The organism is Micromonospora sp. GCM10011541 (assembly GCF_042650725.1).
Lineage (GTDB): Bacteria > Actinomycetota > Actinomycetes > Mycobacteriales > Micromonosporaceae > Micromonospora > Micromonospora sicca.
Genome location: NZ_JBHSBP010000065.1, coordinates 80810 through 106907 on the forward strand (window position 1 = coordinate 80810; position 26098 = coordinate 106907).

Consider the following 26098-nt stretch of genomic DNA (forward strand, 5'->3'; position numbering starts at 1 on the left):
GGCACCCGCTCCCACCTGCGGGATGTCGCCTGCTGCCCGAACCGACGCGCGGCCCGGACATCGACCTTGCACGACGTCCGGCAGATTGACTCGGTTTGGATTTCCGGTCGCTCGGGCACTTAGCGGTCACGACAGGAACCACACGACACCGTGTGAAACTTCTGAAGAAGGAGGGCGACCGTGGAGCTCACCGTGTGGGGCATCATCACCGCCATCGTTGTTGGTCTCATCGTCGGCGCTCTGGGCCGCCTGGTCGTTCCGGGTCGCCAGAACATGCCGATGTGGCTGCACATGCTGATCGGTATCGGCGCCGCGCTGCTCGGTACGGTCATCGCCCGGGCGCTGGGCATCGCCACCGAGACCGCCGGTATCGACTGGCTGGAACTGCTGGTCCAGGTCGTGGTGGCCGCCATCGCCGTGGCCCTGGTGGCCGGCGTGGGTCGTCGCCGCAGCGTCTCCCGCTACTGACCCAGCCTGAACTGCCGAAACGGGCGCCCGACCGGAAGGTCGGGCGCCCGTTCCGCATTGTGTCCAGGTGCGGCCGCACGCGAAATATTCCACGGATTCGACCCCCAGGGTGCCTTCGTCACCCGAGTCGGTTTGGGTTTTCGGCCGGTCGGGCAATTGGCGGTGACGGCAGGAAACACACGACAGCGTGTGACTCGATTACTGAAGGAGGAGCGACCGTGGAGCTCACCGTCTGGGGCATCATCACCGCGCTCATCGTTGGTCTCATCGTCGGCGCTGTGGGCCGCCTGGTCGTACCGGGCCGTCAGAACATGCCGATGTGGCTGCACATGCTGATCGGCGTCGGCGCCGCGCTGCTCGGCACGATCGTCGCGCGCGCCTCCGGCTTCGCCGACACCGCCGGCATCGACTGGCGGGAGTTGCTGCTGCAGATCCTGTTCGCCGCCATCGGGGTGGCCCTGGTGGCCGGCGTGGGTCGTCGCCGGGGCGTCACCCGGTACTGACACGCGCACCTGCTGACGCGGGCGCCCGGCCGAAAGGTCGGGCGCCCGCTTCGTGCCTGCCGCCCCGGACGCCCGCGACCTGCCCGTACGGCACGCTTGCCCCGGCCCCCGCACCCTGCGATACCGTCGCCTCGCCCGACCCGCACGACTACCCCCTGTCGTAAAGGATTTTTTCCTACTAAGGTGCGGCGGAGAAGGTTAGTGCCAAACGGCGCGAGGGAGATATGGGCGTGAACAGGTGGAAGCGGCTGGCGCCGGTCACCGCCATCGTGGCCTCGGCCGCGATGGTGCTCGCCGGCTGCGGTGGCTCGGGTGACGACGACAAGGCCGCGGACAACAGCAAGCTGACGGTCTGGATGATGGGTGAGGGCGGCGACGCCCAGACCAAGTTCCTCGACGGAGTCGAGGCCGAATTCAAGAAGAAGCACCCCGAGACGGACGTGGTCGTCCAGTACATTCCCTGGCTGGAGGCGCCGAAGAAGTTCCAGGCGGCGCTCGCCGGTGGCGAGGGACCGGACGTCACCGAGCTCGGCAACACCGAGACCCAGGGCTGGGCGGCGCAGGAGGCCCTCGCCGACGTCACCGACAAGTTCAACGGCTGGTCCGAGGGCAAGGACATCCTCCCCGACCTGGTCAAGAACGCCCAGCTCGACGGCAAGCAGTACGGCGTGCCGTGGTACGCCGGGGTGCGGGCCATCTACTACCGCACCGACTGGTTCGCCGAGGCCGGCGTGAAGCCGCCGACCAGTTGGGACGAGCTGGTCGCCACCGCGAAGGCCGTCCAGGCGAAGAAGCCGGGCACCTACGGCATCGCCCTGCCGGGCAACTCCGAGCTGCCGTTCTACTCCTTCCTCTGGGGCGCCGGCGGTGAGATCGCCACCAAGCAGGGCGACACCTGGAAGTCCGGCTACAACACGCCGGAGGCGCAGAAGGCGGTCAAGTTCTGGACCGACCTGGTGACCGTGCACAAGGTCGCCCCGCCGGCCGCCGCCGGCTGGAACGAGGTCGACGCCCGTACCCAGTTCGCCACCGGCAGGGCGGCGATGGCCTTCGCCGGCAGCTGGCAGGGCGGCGCCATGAAGAAGGACAACCCGGAGATCGAGAAGGTGTGGGGCACGTTCCCCATCCCCGGCCCGGACGGCAAGCCGGCCCCGGCCTTCGCGGGCGGTTCCGACATCGCCCTGTGGAAGGACAGCAAGCGGCAGGCCCTGGCCTGGGACTACCTGACCGTGCTGCTGAGCAAGCAGAAGGACCAGGAGTTCGCCAGCAGCCTCAACTTCTTCCCGGTCTACAAGGATCTGGTCGGCGGCGGCAACTACGCCAACGACAAGGTGATGGCCGCATTCGCCACCACCATGCAGAACACCAAGCTGACCCCGCTCACCCCGAAGTGGGTCGAGGTCAGCCGGACCAAGACGGTGACCCAGGCGATGAACAGCTCGGTCATCAAGGGTCAGAAGACGGTCGAGAAGGCCACCGCCGACGCGGCCACCGAGATGGAAAGCATCCTCAACGCCAAGTGACCACGCTGACCGAGGCCACCGGCGAGGCCGTCGCGCGGGAGACCCCCGCGCGGCGGCGCCGCCGCGTCGACCGCCTGCCGTACCTGCTGCTCCTGCCCTGCCTGGTGATCATCGGGGTGCTGCTGCTCTGGCCCCTCGGTCAGGTGGTGGGCATGTCCTTCTACAAGCTGGACAGCGTCCGGCAGCTGCGCGGGGACCGCGAGTGGCCCTGGGTCGGGTTCGCCAACTACGCGCAGATCCTCGGCGACCCGTTCTTCCGTACGGTGCTGCGCAACACGGTGCTCTTCGCCGCGGCCAACGTGATGCTGACGATGATCCTCGGCACCCTGGTCGGGCTGCTGCTCAACCGGCTCGGCAAGCGGATGGCCACCTTCGTCGCCAGCTGCGTGATGCTGGCCTGGGCCACCCCGGCGCTGACCGGCACCATCGTCTGGAAGTGGATCTTCGACGACACCAGCGGCCTGGTCACCTGGCTGTTCAACAAGCTTCCCGATGGGCTCTCCACCGCGCTCTTCGGGCGCAGCGACTGGACCGGCTACGGCTGGTTCAACGACCCGCTGCTGTTCTTCTCGATCCTGACCCTGGTGGTGGTCTGGCACTCGTTCCCGTTCATCGCGGTCAGCGTGCTCGCCGGCCTGAAGAGCGTGCCGAGCGAGTTGCAGGAAGCCGCCCGGGTGGACGGGGCCGGGCCGTGGCGGGTCTTCTGGTCGGTCACCTTCCCCACCCTGCGACCGGTCTTCGGCATCCTGGTGGTGCTCTCCACGATCTGGGACTTCAAGGTCTTCACCCAGCAGTTCGTGCTGGCCGGCGGCACCCAGGACCGGCCCACGTTCATGCTCTCCATCTACTCGTACGCGGAGGCCTTCTCACCGCCGCCGAAGTACGGCCTCGGGGCGGCGATCGCGGTCATCCTCACCCTGATCCTGCTCGTGGTGACCGGTGTCTACGTCCGGATGGTGCTCCGGCAGGAGGACGAGTCGTGAAGAAGTTCGCCCTCAACGGCGCCGGCCTGCTGGTCGCGCTCTTCGCGGCCTTCCCGGTCTACTGGATGATCGCCACCTCGCTGAAGCCGAACCGGGAGATCTTCTCGGCCACGCCGCGCCCGGTGCCGGCGGAGCCCACCCTCGAGCACTACCGGGAGATCCTCACCGGCAACCTGATCCCGGGCGTGACGTTCGCCGACTTCTTCCTCAACAGCGCCCTGGTCGCGTTGGCGACGGTGCTGCTCAGCGGCCTGGTCGCGCTGCTCGCGGCGACCGCGGTGGCCCGGTTCCGGTTCCGGCTGCGCACCACGTTCCTGATCCTGCTGCTGGTGGTGCAGATGATCCCGCTTGAGGCGCTGGTCATCCCGCTCTTCCTGATGATCCAGCGGCTCGGGCTCTACAACACGCTGCCCAGCCTGATCCTCACCTACCTCGGCTTCTCGCTGCCGTTCGCCGTGTGGATGCTGCGCGGCTTCGTGGCGGCGGTGCCCAAGGAACTGGAGGAGGCCGCGGCGATCGACGGCGCGAGCCGGGCCCAGACCTTCCGGCGGATCCTCTTCCCGCTGGTCGCCCCGGGGCTGGTCGCCACCAGCATCTTCTCCTTCATCACCGCGTGGAACGAGCTGATCTTCGCGCTGACCTTCATCAACGACCAGGACAGGTACACCCTGCCGGTGGCGATGACCTTCTTCTTCGGGCGGGACGACACCGCCTGGGGGTCGGTCATGGCCGCCTCGACGCTGTTCACCCTGCCGGTGATCGTCTTCTTCCTGCTGGTGCAGCGCCGGATGGTCTCCGGCCTGGTGGCCGGCGCCGTCAAGGGCTGATCACCGGCTGTCCCGCCGATCCGCGCCCGACTAGGCTCACCGCCATGACGGGCAGGCTGGCGGCGGTGAACCTCGGCGTGGTCACCGAGGCGGAGTGGGCGGGCGACCCGAGCGGTCGCAGCGGCATCGACAAGCGGCCGGTCGACGGTCCGGTGCTGCTGCGGGTCGACGGGGTGGCCGGCGACTTCATCGGCGAGCGGGCCCACCACGGCGGGCCCGACCAGGCCGTCTACGCCTACGCCGAGGAGGACGCCGACTGGTGGGCGGCCGAGCTGGGCCGGGGCATCCGGCCCGGCGGCTTCGGCGAGAACCTGACCACGTACGCGGTGGACGTCACCGGGGCGGTCATCGGCGAGCAGTGGGCCATCGGCGACGCACTGCTCCAGGTCACCAAGCCCCGCACGCCGTGCACCACCTTCGCCGGCTTCTGGGGGATGCCCGACCTGATCAAGCGGTTCACCGCGCGGGCCGCGCCCGGGGCGTACCTGCGGGTGCTCCGGGAGGGCACGGTCGGCGCCGGTGACCCGGTCGAGGTGGTGGCGCGCCCGGCGCACGGCGTCACGATCGGCGAGGTGTTCCGGGCGACGAGTCTGGAGCCGGCGCTGCTGCCCCGGCTGCTGGACGCCCCGGAGCTGCCCGAGCCGATCCGGGAGAGGGTCCGCCGCCGGCTCTCCGGCAGCCGCCCCTGACCGGGGCCGGTTTGCCGGCCTACGTGTCGGCGAAGACCTCCGCCAGCACCTGGGTCGGGGTCGCCCGCCCGTCGGCCACCTTGGCCCAGGTGCCCTGCTCGGCGGTCCACTCCAGGCCGCCGAAGCGGACCCGCTTCACGCCGTGGTCGTCGGCGTGCGACACCAGCCAGTGGGCGTACCGCCAGCCGTTGCGGCTGTCCGTCGCCGACACCGCCAGGCCGGTCAGGTCGGTCGGGGAGGCCACGCCCGGCAACCCCCAGTCGAGGGTCAGCCCCTGGATCAGCGCGGCCGCGGCGGCCTGGCCGCGCATCGCCGGCGTCGGCCCGACCGTGCAGGCCACCGCGCCGGTCGCATGGCCGAGCAGCGCGCGGGTGAGGACCTGCGACTCGTCCGCCCACTTCTGGTACGCCTCGGGATAGGCCGACCGCTGCACCCGCTGGGCGGCCTCGGTGACCCGCAGCTCCTCCCAGCCCTTGACCTTCTTCAGCGCCGCGTAGAACCGGTCCGCCGCGTAGCGCGGGTCCTGGATCTGCTCGGCGGTGCCCCAGCCCTGGCTCGGGCGCTGCTGGAACAGGCCGAGCGAGTCCCGGTCGCCGTGGGCGAGGTTCTTCAGGTGCGACTCCTGGTACGCCGTCGCCAGCGCCACCACCACGGCCCGCTCGGGCATCCGGCGCTGTGCGCCGATCGCCGCGATGGTGGCCGCGTTGGCCATCTGGTCGGCGCCGAGCACGACCCGGCCGTCGGCCTGGACGGTGCAGGTGCGGCTGGCCGCCGGGAGGCGGAGCTGGGGCGCGACGTGCCGGGCCACGAACCAGATCCCGAGGAGGGCGACGACCGCCACCACCACACCGGCTGCCCCGATTGCCCGAGTTCGCACCCGCACCTCCTGTTCGACAGTCCGCCAAGCGTACGTCCCCCGGAGCGCCGCCCGGGTCGTCCGACCGGTTGCCTCCCGTTCCGTCACCACTCGGCCACGGAGGGCATCCGTGGTCAGTCGGCGGCGTTCCCGGTCGGCACCCAGGCCGCGTCCCGTTTCTCGCGGAAGGCGAGAACGCCCTCCCGGCCCTCGTCGGAGAGGAAGTACCCGGTGGAGAGGGCGGCCAACTCGGCGATCTCGGCGCGCAGGTCGGTGGGGGCCGGCCGGCGCAGCAGCTCCTTGGCGCCCGCCAGGGCCCGCGGCGCGCCCCGGACCAGCGAGTCGCAGTAACGGGCCACCGCCGCGTCCAGCCCGGCCGCCGGCACGGCCGCGGTGACCAGACCGATCTCGGCGGCCCGGCGGCCGTCGAAGGTGTCCCCCGTCAGGTACAGCTCGGCGGCGGCCCGGGGATTCAGCCGGGGCAGCACGGTGGCCGAGATGACCGCCGGGATCACCCCGATCCGCACCTCGGTGAAGGCGAAGGTCGCCTCCTCGGCGCAGACCGCCAGGTCGGCCGCCGCGATCAGGCCCAGCCCGCCGGCCCGCGCCGGCCCGGCCACCTTCGCCAGCACCGGCTTCGGGCACTCCCGCACCGCCACCAGCACGTCGCCGAGCATCCCGGCCGGCACCGTCCCGCTGGCGTACGCGGCGGCGGTCTCCTTCAGGTCCGCGCCGGAGCAGAAGACCGGGCCGGTGTGGTCCAGCACGATCGCCCGGACCGCGTCGTCGGCGACCGCCGCGGCCAGCCCGGCCAGCAGCCCGGTCATCAGCGGGGTGGAGAGCGCGTTGCGGTTGTGCGGGCTGTCCAGGGTGAGGGTGGTCACCCCACGGGCCGTGGCGACCCGCACGAGAGCGTCCGGAGAGGTCATGCCGGGCACACTAGTTGCCATGCCCGGCGCTCTTCCAGAAGGTGAATCCGTCCCGCGTGACGGGTCGCTGCCCGCCGCCGCCACCCGCGCGGTCGGCGCGCGCGGTTTCGGCGTGTACGTGCACGTCCCGTTCTGCGCCAGCCGCTGCGGCTACTGCGACTTCAACACGTACACGGCGGCCGAGCTGGGCGGCGGGGCCAGCCGCGAGTCGTACGCCGACACCGTGCTGGCCGAGCTGGCCCTCGCGGGCCGGGTGCTCGGTGACACGCCGCCGCGACGGGTCGACACCGTCTTCGTCGGCGGCGGCACGCCGACCCTGCTCCCCGCCGACGACCTGGCCCGCATTCTGGCGGGGATCGACCGCACCTGGGGGCTCGCCGCCGACGCCGAGGTGACCACCGAGGCCAACCCCGAGTCGGTCACGCCGGAGTCGCTGAAGACGCTGCGGGCCGCCGGCTACACCCGGATCTCGCTGGGCATGCAGTCCGCCGCGCCGGGCGTGCTGGCGATCCTGGACCGCAAGCACAGCGCCGGGCGGGCCACCACCGCCGCCCTCGAGGCGCGCGACGCCGGGTTCGACCACGTGAACCTGGACCTGATCTACGGCACGCCGGGGGAGCGCGCCGAGGACTTCGCCGCCTCGCTGGAGCAGGTCGTCGCGGCCGGGGTCGACCACGTCAGCGCGTACGCCCTGATCGTGGAGGACGGCACCCGGCTGGCCGCGCGGATGCGGCGCGGCGAGCTGCCGTACCCGAGCGACGACGTGGCGGCGGACCGCTACCTGGCCGCGGAGGCCGCCCTCGACGCGGCCGGTTTCTCCTGGTACGAGGTGTCCAACTGGGCCCGCTCGGCGGCGGCCCGGTGCCGGCACAACCTGCTCTACTGGACCGGCGCCGACTGGTGGGGCCTCGGACCGGGGGCGCACAGCCACGTCGGCGGGGTGCGCTGGTGGAACGTCAAGCACCCGACGACGTACGCCCAGCGGCTCGCCGCCGGGGAGTCGCCGGGCCTGGCCCGGGAGGTGCTCACGCCCGACGAGGCGCACATGGAGGACGTCATGCTGCGGCTGCGGCTCGCCTCCGGGCTGCCGCTGGACGTGCTGGACGACGCGGGGCGCGCCGGGGCCGAGCGGGCCCTGGCCGGCGGGCTGCTGGCCGCGCCGGAGTACGCGGCCGGCCGGGCGGTGCTCACGCTGCGCGGCCGGCTGCTGGCTGACGCGGTGGTCCGCGACCTGCTGCCCTGACCGCCGATCGCCCGGCCGACCCGCGGGCCGGCCGGGCGGGGCGTCACTTGACCAGGCTGATGCTCATCGGATAGCGGTAGAGCTGGCCCTCGTTGGCCTTGACGCCGGCGAGGATGCCGAACAGGACGCCGATGATGACCGCCGCGCCGACCGCGAGGAACCCGATCACGATGCAGGCCAGGACCCAGCCGACCAGGCCGACGATCGACCAGAGCAGCTGGAAGTTGAGCGCCGCGACCGCGTGCTGACGCACCGTCGGCGACTGGTTTCCCCGGGCCAGCATGGCGACCAGCGGCGGGAGCCAGCCCAGCACGCCGCCGCTGACGAACATCGCCGCCGCGCCGCCGAAGTGCGCGACCAGCGCCCAGGTCTTGTCCTCGTTGTTGGCCCAGCCGCCGCTCGGGGCGCCGTACGCGCCGCCGGTCGGATAGCCGCCGCCCGGCGGCGGATAGCCGCCCGGAGGTGGGTAGCCACCCGACGGCGGCTGGCCGCCGGAGGGCGGGGGATAGCCACCGGGCGGGGGATAGCCGCCCGCGCCCGGCGCCCCGGACAGTGGTGCGGTGGGTGGCTCGTCCGCCGACGAGCCGTACGGTGCCGACGGCGGGGTCGGGTCCGGCGGCTGAGCGCCGGCGTCCCCCGCTCCGGGAGGGCGAGGTGGTTCAGTCATGGACGTCACGGTAGGGGTTGCCCGCAAGGCGGCACCAGAGCGAGATCGCCCGGGATGTCCGGCTGAACGGCTCTGGCGCCGTGCTGGGTGGCGGGCCGGACCCCCGTGGTCCGTCGCTGATCATCGCGTCAGGGGTGGCGCCGACGTAGACTGGCACTCGCTACAGTCGAGTGCCAGGTGCCCGGCCCGCCCCGGACCACCGGCGGGTCGAGGTGCTTCAGGAGGTGGGGAGATGGGTCTCGACGACCGCAAGCTCGCCGTGCTGCGCGCGATCGTCGAGGACTACGTCGCCACGCAGGAGCCGGTCGGCAGCAAGGCCCTCGTCGAGCGACACCAGCTGGGCGTCTCCCCGGCGACGGTGCGCAACGACATGGCGGTGCTGGAGGAGGAGGGCTACATCCGGCAGCCGCACACCAGCGCGGGCCGGGTGCCCACCGACCGCGGCTACCGGCTCTTCGTCGACCGGCTCTCCCGGGTCAAGCCGCTCAGCCCGGCCGAGCGCCGGGCCATCGAGCGCTTCCTGGTCGGCGCGGTCGACCTGGACGACGTGGTGCACCGCACGGTCCGGCTGCTGGCCCAGCTGACCCGCCAGGTCGCCGTGGTGCAGTACCCGAGCCTGGCCCGCTCCTCGGTGCGCCACCTGGAGCTGGTGCCGATCTCCACCACCCGGCTGATGCTGGTCATGATCGCCGACACCGGGCGGGTCGAGCAGCGGCTGGTCGAGCTGCCCGCGCCGATCCCCGCCGCCGACGTCATCGACCTGCGCCGGCTGGTCAACGAGAAGCTGGTCGGCAGCCGGCTCTCGGAGACCCCGCCGCTGGTCCAGGCGCTCGTCGACGAGTCGGCGCCGCATCTGCGCGGCGCCATGACCACCCTCTCCACCGTGCTGCTGGAGACGCTGGTGGAGCGGCACGAGGAGCGGATCGCGCTGGCCGGGACGGCCAACCTCACCCGCGGTGGACTGCTCGACTTCCAGGGCTCGCTGCGCCCCATCCTGGAGGCGCTCGAGGAGGAGGTCGTGCTGCTCAAGCTGATCGGGGAGGCCGAGCCGAGCACCACTCGGGTGCTGATCGGCGACGAGAACGAGATCGACAACCTCCGCGCCGCCTCGGTGGTGAGCACCGGGTACGGCCCGGGCGCGACCATCGTCGGCGGCCTCGGGGTGCTCGGGCCCACCCGGATGGACTACCCCGGCACCATCGCCACGGTGCGGGCCGTGGCACGCTACGTGGGCGAGCTGCTGGCCCAGAACTGACCAGTCAGGGCCGACGGCCGGCTCCGGCCGCCGACCGGCGCAACGCGAGACGAACATGAGGACACGGAACGCAGTGGCCAGGGACTACTACGGCATTCTCGGCGTGAGCCGGGAGGCCTCCGACGACGAGATCAAGCGCGCCTACCGCAAGCTGGCGCGGCAGTTCCACCCGGACGTCAATCCGGACCCGGAGGCACAGGAGAAGTTCAAGGACATCAACGCCGCGTACGAGGTCCTCTCGGACGACCGGAAACGGCAGATCGTCGACCTGGGCGGCGACCCGCTCGCGCCGGGCGGCGGGGGCGCCGGCGGTCCGGGTGGTCCCGGCGGGGCCGGCCCGTTCGTCGGCTTCCAGGACATCATGGACGCCTTCTTCGGCGGCGCCGCGGGCGGCGCCCGGGGGCCGCGCCCGCGGACCCGGCCGGGCGCGGACGCGATCCTGCGGCTGGAGCTGGACCTGCACGAGACCGCGTTCGGCGTCGAGGCGCCGATCACCGTCGACACCGCCGTGCTCTGCACCACCTGCTCCGGCGCCGGCACCGCGGCCGGCACCCACCTGGCCACCTGCGAGGCGTGCGGCGGCCGGGGCGAGGTGCAGTCGGTGCAGCGGACCTTCCTTGGCCAGGTGGTCTCCGCCCGGCCGTGCACCGTCTGCCAGGGCTACGGCACCACCATCCCGCACCCCTGCCCGACCTGCGCCGGCGACGGCCGGGTGCGGACCCGCCGCTCGCTGACCGTCAAGATCCCGGCCGGGGTCGAGGACGGCATGCGGATCCGGCTGGCCCAGCAGGGCGAGGTCGGCCCGGGCGGCGGCACCGCCGGCGACCTGTACGTGGAGATCCACGAGCGGCCGCACGACGTCTACTCCCGCAAGGGCGACGACCTGCACTGCCGGGTCACCGTGCCGATGACCGCCGCCGCGCTCGGCACCCGGCTGACCATCAAGACGCTGGACAGCGAGGAGACGGTCGACGTCAAGGCGGGCACCCAGCCGGGCAGCACGCTGCGGCTGCGCGCCCGGGGCGTGCCGCACCTGCGCGGCACCGGCCGCGGCGACCTCTACGTCCATCTGGACGTGCGGACGCCGACCAAGCTCGACGCCGACCAGGAGCGGATGCTGCGCGACTTCGCCAAGACCCGGGGCGAGGAGGTTGCCGAGCTGACCAAGCAGGGCGGCTTCTTCTCCCGGATGCGCGACGCCTTCAACGGGCACGCCTGACGTGTCCGCCCCGCTGTTCCTGGTGGAGGCGCTGCCCACCGGTGACGCACTGACGCTGGACGGCCCCGAGGGGCACCACGCCGCGAACGTGCAGCGGCTGCGGGTCGGCGAGGAACTGCTGCTGGCCGACGGTCGGGGTGGCACGGCCGCCGCGGTGGTCACCGCCGTCGGCAGGGGCACCCTCGACCTCCAGGTCACCTCCCGGGGGTACACCGACGCGTCCGTCCCGCGTGTCGTGGTGGTACAGGGCATCGCCAAGGGCGACCGGGGTGAGCTGGCCGTGCAGGCGATGACCGAGGTCGGGGTCGACGAGATCGTGCCCTGGGCGGCGTCCCGCTCGGTGGCCCAGTGGCGCGGCGACCGGGGCGTACGGGCCCGGGAGAAGTGGGCGGCGACCGCCCGGGAGGCGGCCAAGCAGGCCCGCCGGGCCTGGCTGCCGGTGGTGGCCGGGTCCCCGGACGAGTCCACCCAGACGGTCGTCCGGCGGATCGCCGGGGCGGCCGGCGCGTTCGTGCTGCACGAGGAGGCCGAGGAGCGGCTGACCACCGCCGACCTGCCCGCCACAGGCGAGATCGTGCTGGTGGTCGGCCCGGAGGGCGGCATCGCCCCGGCCGAGCTGTCGGCCTTCCGCGAGGCCGGCGCCCGCCCGGTCCGGCTCGGGCCGTCGGTGCTGCGCACCTCCACGGCCGGCGTGGCGGCCCTCGCCGTCCTCGCCACCCGCCTCGCGCGCTGGTGACCCGCGCGTCCGCAGCCGGCTTGCCGTCCGCGTGATGAGCTTCGCCGTCTCCGCCCTTCCCGCCGTCTCCGCCGTCTCCGCCGGTCGGCTGGCTGAAGATCCACACGATGTTCCGGAAACTACGGTGTGTCCGGCGCACGTGATGCCGCCGTCTCCCGCAACTCGCGTGAGTCGCCCCGCCCGCCAGAGGAGTTCCAGCACGCCCTGTGCTCTGCTGCAGCCCACGCAACACTCACGGCCCGGGAGTGTTGCGTGGGCTGCAGCAGAGCAAAGCGTGCGTAGGGAATGTCCGCGCCCGCATCGAGCGCCCGCATCGAGCACCGGGCATCGAGCACGGGGCCTCGAGTGCAAAGCCCTGAGTGCCGCGCCTCAAGTGCCGGGCGTCGAGTGCCGGGCCGCGAGCGGCGGGGTCAGGTGCGCAGGTAGGAGGCGCCGTTGAGGTCGACGATGGTGCCGGAGGCCCACTCCGCCTCGGGACTGGCCAGCCAGTGGACGGCGGCGGCGATCTCCTCGGGGCGGGCGACCCGGTTGAACGGGCTCTGGGCGCGGATGGCGGCACCGTTCTCGCCGGTGAGGTGTTCGGTGGTCATGTCCGTCTCGACGAAGCCGGGGGCCACGGTCGCCACCGCGATGCCGTACGGGGCGAGGGCCAGGGCCAGCGACTGACCGAGCGCGTTCAGCCCCGCCTTGCTCGCCCCGTACGCGGGCTGCTGCGGCTCGCCCCGGAACGCGCCGCGGGAGGAGACGTTGACGATCCGCCCGCCCCGCTCCCGCATGTGCTGGGCGGCGCACCAGGTCACGTTGGCGGCCCCGGTCAGGTTGGTCTCCAGCACCAGCCGCCACTGCTGGCGCCACTGCTCATAGGTGTTGCCGAAGACCGGGTGCGGCAAGTCCCGCGGCCCGTACACGCCGGCGTTGTTGACCAGGACGTCCAGCCCGCCGAGCCGCTCCGCCGCCTCGTCCACCATCGCCCGGACCGCGTCCGGGTCGGCCAGGTCGGCGCGGACCACCACGTGGCCGTCGCCGGGCAGTTCGTCGCGCAGCTGCTCGGCCAGCTCCGCCGAGTCCCGGTGGTGGATCGCCACGCGGTCCCCGCCCGCCGCGAACGCCCGCGCCACCGCGCGGCCGATGCCGCGCGAGGCCCCCGTCACCAGTACCGCCCGAGAAGTCACGCCGGACATCATGCCCGGCGCGGCCGGTGGCGGCGCGGCGGGTCCGGGCAGCGCTTAGCATGCCCGGATGGGAACCGACTGCCTGTTCTGCCGGATCGTCGCCGGGGAGATCCCGGCCACCATCGTGCGAGAGACCGCCACCACCCTCGCCTTCCGGGACATCGACCCCAAGGCGCCCGTCCACGTGCTGGTCATCCCGAAGGAGCACTACGCGGACGTGGCCACCCTCGCCCAGGGCGACCCGGGCCTGGCCGGTGAGGTGCTGGCCACGGCCGCCGTGGTGGCCGAGGAGGAGGGGCTGCTCGCGGACGGCTTCCGGCTGATGTTCAACACCGGGTCGTACGCCGGCCAGGAGGTCTTCCACGCGCACGCGCACCTGTTCGGCGGCGCCCCGCTCGGCCCGATGCTCGCCCGCTGAGGGCTCCACGGCGGCCCGCTCCTTACACTGCTGGCATGATCACCGTGAACGACCGGCTGGAACGGATGGTGCGGCAGGCGCAGGCCCGGGGCCGGGTGCCGGCGATCTCGGCCGCCCTGCACCGGGCCGATCGCCCGCTCTGGAGCTGCGCGGTGGGCGACACGGGCAACGACACGCCGGTCGGCCCGGAGTCGGTGTTCCGGATCGGCTCGGTCACCAAGACCTTCACCTCGGTGCTGGTCATGCAGTGCCGGGACGACGGCCTGCTGGACCTGGACGACCCGATCGGCCGGCACCTCGACCTGCCGGCGCACGGCGAGCTGACGGTACGCCGGCTGCTGTCGCACACCGCGGGCCTGCAACGCGAGCCGTACGGCGACGTCTGGGACTCGCTGCGCGCGCCCGGCGTGGACGAGCTGCTCGCCGACCTGGCCCGGGTCGAGCGGGTGCTGCCGACCGGCCGGCGCTACCACTACTCCAACCTCGGCATGGCGCTCCTCGGCGAGCTGGTCGGCCGGCTGCGCGGCGGCACCTGGGCGGAGGTGCTGGCCGAGCGGGTGCTCGTCCCCCTGGGGCTGACCGCCACCGGCCCGACGCCCGGCGACCGGGCCGCGACCGGGTTCCTGGTCGACGCGTACTCCGACGAGGCCCACCCCGAGCCGCCGACCGACTTCGGGGCGGTGGCCCCGGCCGCCCAGCTGTGGAGCACGGCCCCGGACATGGCCCGCTGGGCGGCCTTCCTCGCCGACCCCGCCGCGCTCGATTCGACCGGCGCGGTGCTCGCCCCGGCCACCCTCGATGAGATGCGCTGGCCGCTCACCACCACCGATGAGACGCTCTGGGTGGCCGGTTTCGGGCTCGGCCTGATCCTGGTGCCGCAGCCGCAGCGCGTGTTGCACGTGGGGCACGACGGGGCCATGCCCGGTTTCCTGGCCGCCGTCTACGGCCGGTGCGGCGGCGAGGGCACCGCGGGCGCGATGGGCTGCGCGGTGCTCGGCTCCTCCGGCACCGGCGTGGCGGTCTTCGACCTGCCGCACCAGTTGCTCGCCGCCGCGGCCGAGCACGACCCGGCGGACGTCGAGCCGTGGCGGCCCGGCCCGCCCGCCCCCGACCACCTGCGCGGGGCGCTCGGCCGCTGGTGGGGCGAGGGCTTCGAGTACGTCTTCTCCTGGCACGACGGCGCGCTGCGGGCCCGGGGCGCGGACGACCCGGCCGGCAAGCCCCCGGCCGTCTTCGCGCCGCTGCCCGACCGGCCGGACGTGTTCCGGACCGTCGCCGGGCGGGAGGTGGGCGAGCTGCTCCGGCTGACCCGGGACGAGCGCGGCGCGGTGGTGCGGATGCACTGGGCCACCTACCGCTTCACCCGCTCCCAGGAGACCTTCGACGGGTACGACTTCCGCGCCGGGAGATGATCACGGACCAGCCGAAATGGGCGGGGTGCGTCCGGTGTTGAACAGATACGATGGGTAGAACGTCCGCACGCCGCGCCAACAGGGCAGCGGCGCCGAATTCGGAAGCAGGTGGCGCAGGGCCCGACGGGCCCGATCTATGACCGGCACCCCACCTCCCGGCCCGCCCCGGGTGCAGACCAGGATCACGGTCCCCGACCCGAAGATCATGGTGAACCTGCTCGGCGCGGGCGACGAGATCCTGCGACTCGTCGAACGCTCGGTCAACAGCGACGTCCACGTGCGTGGCAACGAGATCACCATCACCGGCGCCCCCGCGGACAACGCCATCGCCGAGCGCCTCTTCAGTGAGCTCCTCGAACTCATCGAGAAAGGCGAGACCCTGACCAGTGACGCCGTCCGGCGTACCGTCGGCATGCTCGAGCAGGGCAGCGCGGAGCGGCCCGCCGAGGTCCTCACGCTCAACATCCTCTCCCGACGCGGTCGCACCATCCGCCCCAAGACCCTCGGGCAGAAGCGCTACGTCGACGCCATCGACTCGCACACCATCGTCTTCGGCATCGGCCCGGCCGGCACCGGCAAGACCTACCTGGCCATGGCCAAGGCGGTCCAGGCGCTGCAGGCCAAGCAGGTCAACCGGATCATCCTGACCCGGCCGGCGGTCGAGGCGGGGGAGCGGCTGGGCTTCCTGCCGGGCACGCTCAACGAGAAGATCGACCCGTATCTGCGTCCGCTCTACGACGCGCTGCACGACATGCTCGACCCGGAGACCATCCCGAAGCTGATGGCGGCCGGCACCATCGAGGTGGCGCCGCTGGCCTACATGCGGGGCCGTACGCTGAACGACGCCTTCATCATCCTGGACGAGGCGCAGAACACCACGCCCGAGCAGATGAAGATGTTCCTCACCCGGCTCGGCTTCGGTTCCAAGATCGTGGTCACCGGTGACGTCACCCAGGTGGACCTTCCCGGCGGGACGACCAGCGGCCTGCGGGTGGTCCGGGAGATCCTGGAGAACGTCGAGGACGTGCACTTCGCCCAGCTCTCCAGCTCCGACGTGGTCCGCCACCGGCTGGTGGGGGAGATCGTCGACGCGTACGCCCGCTGGGACGCCGAGCGGGAGAACCAGCAGGCGCAGAGCGTGCACGCCGTGCCGGGGCGGACCGCCCAGGGCGGTCGGGCCGGCCGGCGCCGCTAATCCATCAGAGGAAGACAGTTGTCCATCGAGATCGCCAACGAGTCCGGTGTCGAGGTCGACACGGACGCCGTGCTCGCCGTCGCCCGGCACGCCCTCGACGAGATGGGGGTCAACCCCCTCGCCGAGCTCTCCGTGCTGCTGGTCGACGTCGACTACATGACCGAGCTGAACCATCGCTGGATGGGCGGCGACGGTCCCACCGACGTGCTCGCCTTCCCCATGGACGAGGGCAGCGTCGACCACGGCCCGGGCGAGACCGCCCCGGCTGGTGGCGAGCCGGCCCTGCTCGGCGACATCGTGCTCTGCCCGGAGGTGGCGGCCAAGCAGGCGGCCACCGCCGGCCACTCGCCCGCCGACGAGCTGCACCTGCTCACCGTGCACGGCGTGCTGCACCTGCTCGGGTACGACCACGCCGAGCCGGAGGAGGAGCGGGAGATGTTCGCGCTCCAGGCCCGCCTGCTTTCCAGCTGGCGGTCGACCCGGTCCCGGTGATGACCACCCTGGCGGCGGCCTCTGGTACCGCCGGCCTGCCCGATCTCCAGCTCATCGTCTTCGCGGCGGGGCTGGTGGTGCTCGCCGGCCTCATCGCGATGACCGAGGCGGCGCTGGCCGCCGTCTCCCCGGCCCGGGCCGCCGAACTGGCCCGCGACGGGGCGCGCGGCGCCCGCGCCCTCCAGGTGGTCGCCGGTGACGTGGTCCGCCATCTCAACCTGCTGCTCCTGCTCCGGCTGCTGGCCGAGCTGACCGCCACCACCCTGGTGGCGCTGGTCGCGGTGGACACGTTCGGCGCCGGCTGGCGGGCCGCCCTGGTCACCGCCGGCGCGATGACCGTGGTCAGCTTCGTGGTGGTCGGCGTCGCGCCGCGGACCATCGGCCGGCAGCACGCGTACGCGGTGGGGCGCGCCGTCGCGCCCCTGGTGCGCTGGCTGGGCCGGGCGCTGAACCCGCTCGCCTCGTTGCTGATCCTGATCGGCAACGCGGTCACCCCGGGCCGCGGCTTCCGGGAGGGGCCGTTCGCCACCCAGCTGGAGCTGCGCGAGCTGGTCGACCTGGCCGAGCAGCGCGGTGTCGTGGAGCACGGCGAGCGGCAGATGATCCACTCGGTCTTCGCCCTCGGTGACACCATCGCCCGCGAGGTGATGGTGCCGCGCACCGAGATGGTGTGGATAGAGGAGGGCAAGACCCTCTCCCAGGCGCTGGCGCTCTTCCTCCGCTCCGGTTTCTCCCGCATCCCGGTGATCGGCGACAGCGTCGACGACGTGCTCGGCGTGCTCTACCTGAAGGACCTGATCCGGCGTACCCAGGGCGGGGACCCACGGGCCGACGAGCTGCCGGTGTCGGAGCTGATGCGCCCGGCGACCTTCGTGCCGGAGTCCAAGCCGGTCGACGACCTGCTGTCGGAGATGCAGGCGGCCCGCAACCACCTGGTCATCGTCGTCGACGAGTACGGCGGCACCGGCGGCCTGGTCACCATCGAGGACATCCTCGAGGAGATCGTCGGCGAGATCACCGACGAGTACGATGTCGAACGCCCGCCGGTCGAACGCCTGGACGACGGTGCCGTCCGGGTCACCGCCCGCCTTCCGGTGGAGAATCTGGGCGAGCTCTTCGACACCGAACTCCCCACCGACGAGGTGGAGACGGTCGGTGGTCTGCTCGCCCAGTCGCTGGGCCGGGTCCCGATACCCGGGGCGGAGGCCGAGGTGTCCGGGCTCCGGCTGATCGCCGAGGGCACCACCGGGCGGCGCAACCGGATCGACACCGTGCTGGTGAGCCGGATGGCGCCGACCGACGCGCAGGACAGCGCGGGGCGTGGCGAGCACGCCGAGTCCCGCGGCAACCAGAACCGATCCGAGGAGAGGCAACCCGCCGATGCCTGAGTCACCCGCCGTGCCGGCGGCCCGGCCCACCCCGTCCGATCCCGCCGAGCTGAGCGCCGAGGACGGCAAGCTGGTCATCCTGGCCCGGGGCGCGCGCGGCCGGGTCGGCGCCGTGGAGGGCGCGGCGGTCCGTGACCAGGACGGCCGGACGTACGCCGCGGCCAGCGTGGCCCTGCCCTCGCTCACCCTGACCGCGCTCCAGCTGGCGGTCGCCTCGGCGGTGGCCGCCGGGGCGAGCCGGCTGGAGGCGGCGGTGGTGGTGACCGAGGCGTCGACGCTGGACGGCGCCGGGCACGCCGCGGTTCGCGACCTCTCCGCCGACGCGCCGATCCACGTGGCCGCGCCGGACGGCACCGTCCTCGGCACGGTGGTCGAGTGAGTGACCTCGAGCCGCGGCCGTACCGGGCCGGTTTCGCCTGTTTCATCGGGCGGCCGAACGCCGGCAAGTCGACGCTGACCAACGCGATCGTCGGTACGAAGATCGCCATCACCTCGAACAAGCCGCAGACCACCCGGCACATCATCCGCGCGGTGCTGCACCGCCCCGAGTCGCAGCTCGTGCTGGTCGACACGCCCGGTCTGCACCGTCCCCGGACGCTGCTCGGCGAGCGCCTGAACGACCTGGTCCGCTCCACCTGGAGCGAGGTCGACGTGATCGGCCTCTGCATCCCGGCGGACGAGCCGATCGGCCGGGGTGACCGGTTCATCACCGGTGAGCTGGCCGAGCTGAAGGCGACCGTCCTCGCCGTGGTGACCAAGACCGACCTGGTCGACAAGAAGAAGCTGGCCGAGCAGTTGCTCGCGGTCAGCGAGCTGGGCGATTTCGCGGCCGTGGTGCCGGTGAGCGCGGTCTCCGGGCACCAGGTGGACACCCTGGTCGACGTGATGACCGGCTATCTGCCCGAGTCGCCGCAGCTCTACCCGGACGACATGCTCACCGACGACCCCGAGCAGGTGCTGGTCGCCGAGCTGATCCGGGAGGCGGCCCTGGAGGGGGTGCGCGACGAGCTGCCGCACTCCATCGCCGTGGTGGTGGAGGAGATGATCCCCGAGGGCCAGGTCATGAAGATCTACGCCGACCTCTACGTCGAGCGGCCCAGCCAGAAGGCGATCGTGATCGGCCACCGGGCCAGCCGGCTCAAGGCGGTCGGCACGACCGCCCGCCGGCAGATCGAGGAGCTGCTCGGCACCCGGGTCTACCTGGACCTGCACGTCCGGGTCGCGAAGGACTGGCAGCGCGACCCGAAGCAGCTGCGCAAGCTCGGCTTCTGACCGTACGTCCGGCCGCCGGCTCCCTGTTCAGGGGGCCGGCGGTTCGGCGTTGCGGGGCGGCGGCGCTGGTCCGGATCGGTCGGGGAATATGGCAAGTTTCACTTTTCGCCCTGCCCGCGCGCCGGTTTCGTCCGGCCGCGTCGGAGGGTAGGGGACGGCAACCCCCCCGCCCCCCAACATAGATGCAGGCTGATGCGCAATCGATACCTCGATCTGCTCCGCTTCCTGGCCATCGTCCGAGTCGTCGTCTACCACGTCACCGGCTCCGCGGCACTGACCCTGATCTTCCCGGCGATGTCGGTGATGTTCGCGCTCGCCGGCTCGCTGATGGCCGCCTCCCTGGACCGCACCGGCCCGCCGGCCGTCCTGCGGCGACTGCGCCGCCTGCTCCCGTCGCTCTGGGTGCTGTCGGCGCTCTTCGTGCCGGCCATGCTGCTCACCGGGTTGCCGCTGACCCCGAAGGTGCTGCTCTGGCTTTTCCCGGTCAGCGACCCGCCGGCCAACGGCTGGGGGTCGGTCGCGCTGAGCATGATCTGGTACCTGCGGGACTACCTGTGGTTCGTGCTCGCCTCGCCGCTCGCCCTGTGGCTGTTCCGCCGTGCCCCGCTGCCCACCCTCCTCGCCCCGTACGCCCTGCTCGCGGTGATGGAGTTCGGGGTCCTGCCGGCCGCGCCCACCGTGCTGCGCGAGTTCGGTCTCTACTTCGGCGCCTGGCTGCTCGGCTTCGCCCACCACGACGGCCTGCTGCGCCGGCTGGCCGGCCGGGTCCTGGTGCCGGCCGCGCTGGCCCTCGGCGCCGCCGGGCTGACCTGGATCTTCACCCACCCCGGCCCGCGCGGCTACGACCTCAACGACATCCACCTGGGCAACGCCCTCTGGTCGGCGGCGTTCATCCTGGTGGCCATCGGCCGGGCGCCGGCCGGCGCCGGGTGGGTGGACCGCAACGCCGTCGTCGGCCGGGTGGTCACCGTGCTGAACCGGCGGGCGCTCACCGTCTATCTCTGGCACATGCCCTTCGTGGTGGCACTCACCCCGCTGGTGGACCTGGTCGGCTGGTCCCGCCGGGACCCGGTCGGCCTGGCGGTCCGGGTGGTGCTGGTGTTCGCCCTGGTGGGCGTGGTCACCGTGCTGGTCGGCTGGGTCGAGGACGTGGCCGCCCGGCGGGTGCCGGAGCTGCTGCCCAGCGGGTCCCGTTCGACGCCGGCCGGCCGGGCCGCCGCCCCGGCCAGTCCCGCCCCGGCCGGGGCCGGGTCCGAACCGGTCCCGGTCGGGGTGGGGGCGGGCACCGCCCACCTCGGCGGCGCGCCGGCCGCGGCGCCGTCGCCGGCCGCGCCGGTGCCCCGCGGCGGCCGGGTCCCCGCCCAGCGGGGCGTGCGGGCGGCCACCGGCCCGGGGGTCAGCGCTGGCTGATCGTCACGTTCCCGCTGCCGGTGCCGACGTCGAGCAGCAGGGGCGCGGTGGGGTCGTCGGCGACGCCCAGCTCGGCGTCCCCGGAGCCGGTGCTGGACCGGACCCGGTACCGGCCGGCCGGCACCGTCAGCTCGACGTCGCCGCTGCCGGCGTGGACCCGGGCGGAGGCCGGCCGGTCCAGCTCCACGGTGACGTTGCCGGAGCTGGCCTCCGCGTCCACCTGGTCGCCGAGCCGGCGGGCGCTGATGTCGCCCGAGGAGGCATGCAGGTCCACCCGGCCGGCCACGTCGACCACCTCGATGTTGCCGGAGCCGGTCTCGGCGCGTACCGGGCCGGTGGCGCCGGTCACCGTGATGTCGCCGGAGCCGAGCTTGATCTCCACCGGGCCGACCCGGGTCAGCTCCACGTTGCCGGAGCCGGTCTCACCCCGGACCGCCACCCCCTCCGGAGCGGTCACCTCGTAGGAGATGCTGCACCGGTTCCCGCAGTCGGTGTCCAGCACGAGCTCGTCGCCCTTGACCTCGTACCGCGCGTCGGGCTCGCCGCCCTGGTAGCGCACCATCCGCTTGATCCGTACCTGGGGGGTGGTGCCGGAGGCGCGGACCGTCACGTCACCGGAGCCGGGCAGCACGGTGATCCGGCTGATCTTCACCGCCTCGGTGTTGTCGAAGTCGAGCCGGCGGAACGAGAGGGTGTCGCACCCGGCGAGGAGGATCAGGGCGGCGGCCGCCGCCGCGGCGACCCCGGTGCGCGCGGCGACGGCGGTGGTCTGGTGCAGAGCCATGGCCAGCACGCTACGACCGGGGCGGCCCGGCGCACATCCGGGTTCGTCCGCCCGTCCACCCCGAACCGACCCTGAGATCGCACCCCGAGGGAGAATGACCGGATGGCCGGGTACCGCCGACAGCTCTACCGCGACGACGCGGTGGTCCTCCGTGTGCAGAAGCTCGGCGAGTCCGACCGGATCATCACCCTGCTCACCCGCCGGCACGGCCGGCTGCGCGCGGTCGCGCGGGGGATCCGGCGCACCACCAGCAAGTTCGGCGCCCGGCTGGAGCCGTTCGGCCACGTCGACCTCCAGCTCGCCGGCGACCCGAAGGGCGAGCACGGCAGCTCGCTGCACACCGTCAGCCAGGTCGAGGGGATCGACCTGTACGGCAAGCGGTTCCTCGGCGACTACCCCCGCTACACCGCGGCCAGCGCGATCGCGGAGACCGCCGAGCGGCTCACCCCGGTCGAGCGGGAACCGTCGCTGCGGTTGTTCCAGCTCACCCTGGGCGCGATCAAGTCCCTGGCCCAGGGCGAGCACGCCACCACGCTGGTGCTCGACGCGTACCTGCTGCGCGGGATGGCCCTCGCGGGCTGGGCACCGGCCCTGACCGCGTGCGCGGTCTGCGGCACGCCCGGGCAGCACCGGGCGTTCTCCGTACCGGCCGGCGGCGCGGTCTGCCCGGACTGCCGGCCGCCCGGTGCGGCCCACCCGGCGCCGGCCACCATCGACCTGATGTCCGCCCTGACCACCGGCGACTGGGTGCTCGCCGACGCCACCGAGACCGGCGTACGCCGGGAGTGCAGCGGCCTGGTCGCGGCGCACCTGCAGTGGCACCTGGAGCGCGCGCTACGCTCGCTGCCGCTGGTCGACCGGGGTGCCCCGGCGGCCACCGCGGTCCCGCCGCCGGTCGGCGCGGTCGCGGAGGCGGACGGTGTGAACAGGGAGAAGACCGAGTGATCCGATCGACGAGTGCCGGCCGGCGCGAGCCGGCGCCACCGACTCCGCACCCGTCGGGTGCCCGGCCCCCGGCGCTGCCCGCCGACGCGGTGCCGAAGCACGTCGCGGTGGTGATGGACGGCAACGGCAGGTGGGCCAAGGAGCGCGGCCTGCCCCGCACCAAGGGTCACGAGCAGGGCGAGCACAGCCTCTTCGACACCATCGAGGGCGCGATCGAGCTGGGCATCCCCTACCTGTCCGCGTACGCCTTCTCCACCGAGAACTGGCGGCGCTCGCCGGACGAGGTCCGCTTCCTGATGGGCTTCAACCGGGACGTCATCCGCCGCCGCCGGGACCAGCTGGTCGACCTCGGCGTCCGGGTGGTCTGGTCGGGTCGGGCCGGCCGGCTCTGGAGGAGCGTCATCTCCGAGTTGCAGACGGCTGAGGAGATGTCCCGGGGCAACTCGACGCTGACCCTCCAGTTCTGCGTCAACTACGGCGGCCAGGCGGAGATCGCCGACGCCGCCGCCGCGATCGCCCGCGACGTGGCCGCCGGCCGGCTCGACCCGGGCAAGGTCACCGAGAAGACCATCGGGAAGTACCTGTACCACCCGGAGGTCCCCGAGGTGGACCTCTTCCTGCGCCCCTCCGGCGAGCAGCGGACCTCCAACTTCCTGCTCTGGCAGAGCGCGTACGCCGAGCTGGTCTTCCTCGACACGCTCTGGCCGGACTTCGACCGCCGCCACCTCTGGTACGCCTGCGAGCTGTACGCCCAGCGGGACCGCCGCTTCGGTGGCGCGCTGCCCAACCCGGTCGCGCCGCGGATCTGAGTCACGCTTACCCGCGCGGCGGGCTGGGTATCAATCCGGACAGCAGCCAATCGCGGAGGTGAACCCACATGATTCAGAAGCGGATTGCCCAGTGGGCGGTCATGGCGGTCGCCGTGCCGCTGGCGGCGGCCGGCGCCCGTCGGCTCAGCCACACTCTGGAGGCCCGGCGCGGTTCGTCCGGGGTGAGCCGACTGCTCACCAAGGGCGCCGACATGCTGCGGCCGCAGAAGGCCAAGCGTCGTCGGTTCTGGTGACGTCGACGGTCGGCGCCGCGGCGTCGCGGCGCTGACCGGGCTCGCGGACCGCGCCCCGCATCCGGCTTTCCGGCCGGAGGGCGGGGCGCTCGCGCGTACGATCGGCCCAGGGCGCGCCGTCGGGACGCGCCCGCCACGGGGGTGGGGATGCGGGATCTCCGGTACAAGATGATCATGGCGTTGAACGCGGCCGACCTCGGCAGCCCGATCTGCGAGCAGGTGGCCGGGATCTGCGCGGAGATAGCCGAGCAGCACTGCGCCGAGTTCGGGCACGTCCCGAGCGTGCGTTCCGGCGAGATCGCCGAGCTCGGGGCCACCGGCGAGCCGGCGCTGACCTGGGCGCCCACCGAGACCGGGCAGCGTGCCTGGTGACCGCTGTCGCCCCCATGCCCGCCGTGGACGTCCGGCGGGCCGCCGACCGGTTCACGACCCGGCTGTCCTGGCTCGACTCGAAGCACTCGTTCTCGTTCTCCCGGCACTACGACCCGGCCAACACCCACCACGGGCTGCTGCTGGTCAACAACGACGACGTGGTGCACCCGGGCACCGGTTTCGAGACCCATCCGCACCAGGACATGGAGATCGTGACCTGGGTGCTGCGCGGCTCGCTGGTGCACCAGGACTCCACCGGCCACTCCGGCGTCATCTACCCCGGCCTGGCGCAGCGGATGAGCGCGGGCACCGGCATCCTGCACTCGGAGAAGAACGACGCCTGGCGGCTCGCCGGCACCACCCCGCACGACGACCCCGTGCACTTCGTCCAGATGTGGGTGATCCCCGACGAGGAGGGGGTCGACCCCGGGTACGAGCAGCTGGAGATCGGCGACGAGCTGCTCCGCGGCGGCCTGGTCCCGGTCGCCTCCGGGATGGACCAGTACGACGGCGCGTCCGCGATCCGGATCCGCAACCGGTACGCCACCCTGCACGCCGCCCGGCTCGCCCCCGGCGACGAGGTGACCCTCCCGGACGCGCCGTTCCTGCACCTCTACGTGCCCAACGGGGCGGTGACGCTGGAGGGCACCGGTCGGCTGGGCGACGGGGACGCGGCCCGGATCACCATGACCGGCGGACAGCGGGTGACCGCCACCGAGCCGGCCGAGATCCTGGTCTGGGAGATGCACGCCGCCCTCGCCTGACCGCGCCGCCCGCTGGGCGGTTGAGCCTCACGCCTCCACTTCAGAGTGGTCGCCGGCCCAGAGCGTGTGGAAGGAGCCCTCGCGGTCGACCCGCCGGTAGGTGTGCGCGCCGAAGTTGTCCCGCAGCCCCTGGATCAGCGCGGCCGGCAGCCGCTCGGCGCGCAGCGCGTCGAAGTAGGCCAGCGACGACGAGAACGCCGGAGTCGGCACGCCCGCCCGGGCCGCGTCGGCGACCACCCGCCGCCAGCCCGGCACGCCGGCGCTCACCCGGTCGGCGAACCACGGCGCCACCAGCAGCGTCGCCAGCTCCGGCTCGGCGTCGTACGCCTCGCGGATCCGGTCCAGGAAGCGGGCCCGGATGATGCAGCCGCCCCGCCAGATGGTGGCGGTGCCGCCCAGGTCGATGTCCCAGTCGTACTCCCGGCTGCCGGCCCGGATGTGGTCGAAGCCCTGTGCGTACGCGACGATCTTGCTGGCCAGCAGCGCGCGCCGCACCTCCTCGACGAACGTCTCCCGGTCGTCGACCTGCCACTTCTCGCCCGCGTCGGCGAAGGCGCGGCGGGCGGCCGCGCGCTGGTCGGCGTGGCCGGAGAGCGACCGGGCGAAGGTCGCCTCGGCGATGCCGGTGATCGGGATGCCGAGGTCGAGGGCGCTCTGCACGGTCCAGCGGCCGGTGCCCTTCTGCTCGGCCTGGTCGAGCACCACGTCCACGAACGGCTTGCCGGTCGCGGCGTCGGTGTGCGCCAGCACGTCGGCGGTGATCTCGATGAGGAACGACTCCAGCTCGCCGCCGTTCCACTCCCGGAAGATCTCCGCGATCTCCGCCGGGCTCGCCGAGAGCCCGGCCCGCAGCAGGTCGTACGCCTCGGCGATGAGCTGCATGTCGGCGTACTCGATGCCGTTGTGGACCATCTTCACGAAGTGGCCGGCGCCGTCCGGGCCGATGTGCCGGCAGCACGGCGTGCCCTCGACCTGCGCGGCGATCTTCTCGAAGATCGGCCCGAGCTTCCGATACGACTCGGCCGAGCCGCCGGGCATGATGCTCGGGCCGCGGAGCGCGCCCTCCTCGCCGCCGGAGACGCCGGTGCCGACGAAGTGCAGCCCGTGCCCGCGCAGCGCCTCCTCGCGGCGGCGGGTGTCGGCGAAGTGCGCGTTGCCGCAGTCGACGACGATGTCCCCCTCCTCGAGCAGCGGCACCAGCTCGTCGATCACCGCGTCGGTCGGGCCGCCCGCCTTCACCATGACGATGACCGCGCGGGGCCGCTCCAGCGAGGCGACGAAGTCGGCGAGGGACTCCGACGGGACGAAGGCGCCCTCGTCGCCGTGCTCGGCGACCAGGCTGCGGGTGCGCTCCGGCGACCGGTTGTGCACCGCCACGGTGAAACCGTTGCGGGCCAGGTTCCGGGCGAGGTTCCGACCCATCACCGCCAGACCGGTCACGCCGATCTGCGCCGTCGCCTGCTGTGCCATCCGTACCGCCACCTCTCGCCGGACTGCCCGTCCTGCGACCGTA

The 26098-nt window shown here is 73.0% G+C and carries 29 protein-coding genes; 23 read left to right on the forward strand and 6 right to left on the reverse strand.

Annotation, left to right across the window (positions count from 1 at the left end):
- Positions 1 to 180: 180 nt before the first annotated feature.
- From ACFOYX_RS27390 to ACFOYX_RS27415, 6 genes are all read left to right on the forward strand, one after another.
- A complete protein-coding gene (locus tag ACFOYX_RS27390; protein WP_238454028.1) occupies positions 181 to 468 on the forward strand; it encodes a GlsB/YeaQ/YmgE family stress response membrane protein in 288 nt (95 codons plus the stop codon).
- Between the two features lie 218 nt (positions 469 to 686).
- Positions 687 to 971 (forward strand): GlsB/YeaQ/YmgE family stress response membrane protein, encoded by a 285-nt coding sequence (locus ACFOYX_RS27395; protein ID WP_322439965.1) that lies wholly within the window; start codon positions 687 to 689, stop codon positions 969 to 971.
- A 230-nt stretch (positions 972 to 1201) separates the two neighbouring features.
- Positions 1202 to 2494, forward strand: coding sequence for a sugar ABC transporter substrate-binding protein (locus tag ACFOYX_RS27400; RefSeq protein WP_322439964.1), 1293 nt, complete (start codon positions 1202 to 1204; stop codon positions 2492 to 2494).
- Entirely contained in the window at positions 2491 to 3477 is a 987-nt protein-coding gene (locus ACFOYX_RS27405) for a sugar ABC transporter permease (RefSeq protein ID WP_322439963.1), read from the forward strand. The genes ACFOYX_RS27400 and ACFOYX_RS27405 overlap by 4 nt, the downstream gene beginning before the upstream one ends.
- Entirely contained in the window at positions 3474 to 4304 is an 831-nt protein-coding gene (locus tag ACFOYX_RS27410; protein WP_109800936.1) for a carbohydrate ABC transporter permease, read from the forward strand. The genes ACFOYX_RS27405 and ACFOYX_RS27410 overlap by 4 nt, the downstream gene beginning before the upstream one ends.
- A gap of 44 nt (positions 4305 to 4348) precedes the next feature.
- Positions 4349 to 4993, forward strand: coding sequence for an MOSC domain-containing protein (locus ACFOYX_RS27415; protein WP_322439962.1), 645 nt, complete (start codon positions 4349 to 4351; stop codon positions 4991 to 4993).
- A gap of 19 nt (positions 4994 to 5012) precedes the next feature.
- On the opposite strand, the gene ACFOYX_RS27420 is transcribed toward ACFOYX_RS27415, so the two are convergent.
- On the reverse strand, positions 5013 to 5876 hold the full coding sequence (locus tag ACFOYX_RS27420) for a hypothetical protein (RefSeq protein ID WP_322439961.1): 864 nt from the start codon (positions 5874 to 5876) through the stop codon (positions 5013 to 5015).
- Positions 5877 to 5983: 107 nt separating this feature from the next.
- Positions 5984 to 6778 carry an enoyl-CoA hydratase-related protein gene (locus tag ACFOYX_RS27425; RefSeq protein WP_322439960.1) on the reverse strand — a complete coding sequence of 265 codons (795 nt, stop codon included), beginning with the start codon at positions 6776 to 6778 and terminating at the stop codon, positions 5984 to 5986.
- A 19-nt stretch (positions 6779 to 6797) separates the two neighbouring features.
- Between ACFOYX_RS27425 and hemW the strand changes: the two genes are divergently transcribed.
- On the forward strand, positions 6798 to 8021 hold the full coding sequence (gene hemW / locus ACFOYX_RS27430) for a radical SAM family heme chaperone HemW (protein ID WP_322439959.1): 1224 nt from the start codon (positions 6798 to 6800) through the stop codon (positions 8019 to 8021).
- Positions 8022 to 8064: 43 nt separating this feature from the next.
- Here hemW and ACFOYX_RS27435 read toward each other — a convergent pair whose 3' ends face one another.
- On the reverse strand, positions 8065 to 8688 hold the full coding sequence (locus ACFOYX_RS27435) for a DUF4870 domain-containing protein (RefSeq protein WP_322439958.1): 624 nt from the start codon (positions 8686 to 8688) through the stop codon (positions 8065 to 8067).
- Positions 8689 to 8920: 232 nt separating this feature from the next.
- Between ACFOYX_RS27435 and hrcA the strand changes: the two genes are divergently transcribed.
- From hrcA to ACFOYX_RS27450, 3 genes are all read left to right on the forward strand, one after another.
- Entirely contained in the window at positions 8921 to 9943 is a 1023-nt protein-coding gene (hrcA, locus tag ACFOYX_RS27440; protein ID WP_322439957.1) for a heat-inducible transcriptional repressor HrcA, read from the forward strand.
- A gap of 73 nt (positions 9944 to 10016) precedes the next feature.
- Positions 10017 to 11162, forward strand: coding sequence for a molecular chaperone DnaJ (gene dnaJ, locus ACFOYX_RS27445; protein WP_322440013.1), 1146 nt, complete (start codon positions 10017 to 10019; stop codon positions 11160 to 11162).
- A gap of 1 nt (position 11163) precedes the next feature.
- Positions 11164 to 11898: a 16S rRNA (uracil(1498)-N(3))-methyltransferase gene (locus ACFOYX_RS27450; RefSeq protein WP_109800930.1), complete on the forward strand. Its 735-nt coding sequence runs from the start codon at positions 11164 to 11166 to the stop codon at positions 11896 to 11898.
- A gap of 410 nt (positions 11899 to 12308) precedes the next feature.
- Here ACFOYX_RS27450 and ACFOYX_RS27455 read toward each other — a convergent pair whose 3' ends face one another.
- Positions 12309 to 13070 (reverse strand): SDR family oxidoreductase, encoded by a 762-nt coding sequence (locus ACFOYX_RS27455; protein WP_322439956.1) that lies wholly within the window; start codon positions 13068 to 13070, stop codon positions 12309 to 12311.
- Between the two features lie 67 nt (positions 13071 to 13137).
- Between ACFOYX_RS27455 and ACFOYX_RS27460 the strand changes: the two genes are divergently transcribed.
- From ACFOYX_RS27460 to ACFOYX_RS27495, 8 genes are all read left to right on the forward strand, one after another.
- The gene (locus ACFOYX_RS27460) at positions 13138 to 13488 is read left to right on the forward strand and encodes a histidine triad nucleotide-binding protein (protein ID WP_109800929.1); all 351 of its coding nucleotides are present in this window, start codon (positions 13138 to 13140) and stop codon (positions 13486 to 13488) included.
- 35 nt (positions 13489 to 13523) lie between these two features.
- Positions 13524 to 14900, forward strand: a complete 1377-nt coding sequence (locus ACFOYX_RS27465; RefSeq protein WP_322439955.1) for a serine hydrolase domain-containing protein — start codon at positions 13524 to 13526, stop codon at positions 14898 to 14900.
- Between the two features lie 136 nt (positions 14901 to 15036).
- Entirely contained in the window at positions 15037 to 16095 is a 1059-nt protein-coding gene (locus ACFOYX_RS27470) for a PhoH family protein (RefSeq protein WP_109804791.1), read from the forward strand.
- Between the two features lie 18 nt (positions 16096 to 16113).
- Positions 16114 to 16587 carry an rRNA maturation RNase YbeY gene (gene ybeY, locus ACFOYX_RS27475; protein WP_109804790.1) on the forward strand — a complete coding sequence of 158 codons (474 nt, stop codon included), beginning with the start codon at positions 16114 to 16116 and terminating at the stop codon, positions 16585 to 16587.
- Positions 16563 to 17975 (forward strand): hemolysin family protein, encoded by a 1413-nt coding sequence (locus ACFOYX_RS27480; RefSeq protein ID WP_201749928.1) that lies wholly within the window; start codon positions 16563 to 16565, stop codon positions 17973 to 17975. Before ybeY ends, ACFOYX_RS27480 begins: the two co-directional genes overlap by 25 nt.
- Positions 17968 to 18354 carry a cytidine deaminase gene (locus tag ACFOYX_RS27485; RefSeq protein ID WP_109804788.1) on the forward strand — a complete coding sequence of 129 codons (387 nt, stop codon included), beginning with the start codon at positions 17968 to 17970 and terminating at the stop codon, positions 18352 to 18354. Before ACFOYX_RS27480 ends, ACFOYX_RS27485 begins: the two co-directional genes overlap by 8 nt.
- Positions 18351 to 19247: a GTPase Era gene (gene era / locus ACFOYX_RS27490; protein ID WP_109804787.1), complete on the forward strand. Its 897-nt coding sequence runs from the start codon at positions 18351 to 18353 to the stop codon at positions 19245 to 19247. The genes ACFOYX_RS27485 and era overlap by 4 nt, the downstream gene beginning before the upstream one ends.
- 192 nt (positions 19248 to 19439) lie before the next feature.
- Positions 19440 to 20657 carry an acyltransferase gene (locus ACFOYX_RS27495; protein WP_322439954.1) on the forward strand — a complete coding sequence of 406 codons (1218 nt, stop codon included), beginning with the start codon at positions 19440 to 19442 and terminating at the stop codon, positions 20655 to 20657.
- On the opposite strand, the gene ACFOYX_RS27500 is transcribed toward ACFOYX_RS27495, so the two are convergent.
- The gene (locus ACFOYX_RS27500; protein WP_322439953.1) at positions 20644 to 21441 is read right to left on the reverse strand and encodes a DUF4097 family beta strand repeat-containing protein; all 798 of its coding nucleotides are present in this window, start codon (positions 21439 to 21441) and stop codon (positions 20644 to 20646) included. The genes ACFOYX_RS27495 and ACFOYX_RS27500 overlap by 14 nt on opposite strands.
- Before the next feature lie 102 nt (positions 21442 to 21543).
- Between ACFOYX_RS27500 and recO the strand changes: the two genes are divergently transcribed.
- The 5 genes from recO (at position 21544) to ACFOYX_RS27525 (ending at position 24585) form a co-directional block, all read left to right on the forward strand.
- Positions 21544 to 22386 (forward strand): DNA repair protein RecO, encoded by an 843-nt coding sequence (gene recO, locus ACFOYX_RS27505; RefSeq protein ID WP_322439952.1) that lies wholly within the window; start codon positions 21544 to 21546, stop codon positions 22384 to 22386.
- On the forward strand, positions 22383 to 23195 hold the full coding sequence (locus ACFOYX_RS27510) for an isoprenyl transferase (RefSeq protein WP_109803267.1): 813 nt from the start codon (positions 22383 to 22385) through the stop codon (positions 23193 to 23195). The genes recO and ACFOYX_RS27510 overlap by 4 nt, the downstream gene beginning before the upstream one ends.
- Before the next feature lie 68 nt (positions 23196 to 23263).
- Complete coding sequence (locus ACFOYX_RS27515) at positions 23264 to 23449, forward strand: hypothetical protein (RefSeq protein WP_109803266.1); 186 nt, start codon at positions 23264 to 23266, stop codon at positions 23447 to 23449.
- A 147-nt stretch (positions 23450 to 23596) separates the two neighbouring features.
- Complete coding sequence (locus tag ACFOYX_RS27520; protein ID WP_109803265.1) at positions 23597 to 23821, forward strand: thioredoxin reductase; 225 nt, start codon at positions 23597 to 23599, stop codon at positions 23819 to 23821.
- Positions 23818 to 24585: a pirin-like bicupin family protein gene (locus ACFOYX_RS27525; RefSeq protein WP_236648127.1), complete on the forward strand. Its 768-nt coding sequence runs from the start codon at positions 23818 to 23820 to the stop codon at positions 24583 to 24585. Before ACFOYX_RS27520 ends, ACFOYX_RS27525 begins: the two co-directional genes overlap by 4 nt.
- Before the next feature lie 27 nt (positions 24586 to 24612).
- On the opposite strand, the gene gndA is transcribed toward ACFOYX_RS27525, so the two are convergent.
- Complete coding sequence (gndA, locus tag ACFOYX_RS27530; RefSeq protein WP_322439951.1) at positions 24613 to 26055, reverse strand: NADP-dependent phosphogluconate dehydrogenase; 1443 nt, start codon at positions 26053 to 26055, stop codon at positions 24613 to 24615.
- Positions 26056 to 26098 lie beyond the last annotated feature (43 nt).

Excerpts from the sequence above, each read along its gene's own strand:
- ACFOYX_RS27415 (WP_322439962.1), top strand. The coding sequence starts at position 4,349 with ATGACGGGCAGGCTGGCGGCGGTGAACCTCGGCGTGGTCACCGAGGCG.
- ACFOYX_RS27425 (WP_322439960.1), bottom strand. The coding sequence starts at position 6,778 with ATGACCTCTCCGGACGCTCTCGTGCGGGTCGCCACGGCCCGTGGGGTG.
- hemW (WP_322439959.1), top strand. The coding sequence starts at position 6,798 with ATGCCCGGCGCTCTTCCAGAAGGTGAATCCGTCCCGCGTGACGGGTCG.
- ACFOYX_RS27435 (WP_322439958.1), bottom strand. The coding sequence starts at position 8,688 with ATGACTGAACCACCTCGCCCTCCCGGAGCGGGGGACGCCGGCGCTCAG.
- hrcA (WP_322439957.1), top strand. The coding sequence starts at position 8,921 with ATGGGTCTCGACGACCGCAAGCTCGCCGTGCTGCGCGCGATCGTCGAG.
- ACFOYX_RS27460 (WP_109800929.1), top strand. The coding sequence starts at position 13,138 with ATGGGAACCGACTGCCTGTTCTGCCGGATCGTCGCCGGGGAGATCCCG.
- ACFOYX_RS27465 (WP_322439955.1), top strand. The coding sequence starts at position 13,524 with ATGATCACCGTGAACGACCGGCTGGAACGGATGGTGCGGCAGGCGCAG.
- ACFOYX_RS27470 (WP_109804791.1), top strand. The coding sequence starts at position 15,037 with ATGACCGGCACCCCACCTCCCGGCCCGCCCCGGGTGCAGACCAGGATC.
- ACFOYX_RS27485 (WP_109804788.1), top strand. The coding sequence starts at position 17,968 with ATGCCTGAGTCACCCGCCGTGCCGGCGGCCCGGCCCACCCCGTCCGAT.
- ACFOYX_RS27495 (WP_322439954.1), top strand. The coding sequence starts at position 19,440 with ATGCGCAATCGATACCTCGATCTGCTCCGCTTCCTGGCCATCGTCCGA.
- ACFOYX_RS27500 (WP_322439953.1), bottom strand. The coding sequence starts at position 21,441 with ATGGCTCTGCACCAGACCACCGCCGTCGCCGCGCGCACCGGGGTCGCC.
- recO (WP_322439952.1), top strand. The coding sequence starts at position 21,544 with ATGGCCGGGTACCGCCGACAGCTCTACCGCGACGACGCGGTGGTCCTC.
- ACFOYX_RS27515 (WP_109803266.1), top strand. The coding sequence starts at position 23,264 with ATGATTCAGAAGCGGATTGCCCAGTGGGCGGTCATGGCGGTCGCCGTG.
- ACFOYX_RS27520 (WP_109803265.1), top strand. The coding sequence starts at position 23,597 with ATGCGGGATCTCCGGTACAAGATGATCATGGCGTTGAACGCGGCCGAC.
- gndA (WP_322439951.1), bottom strand. The coding sequence starts at position 26,055 with ATGGCACAGCAGGCGACGGCGCAGATCGGCGTGACCGGTCTGGCGGTG.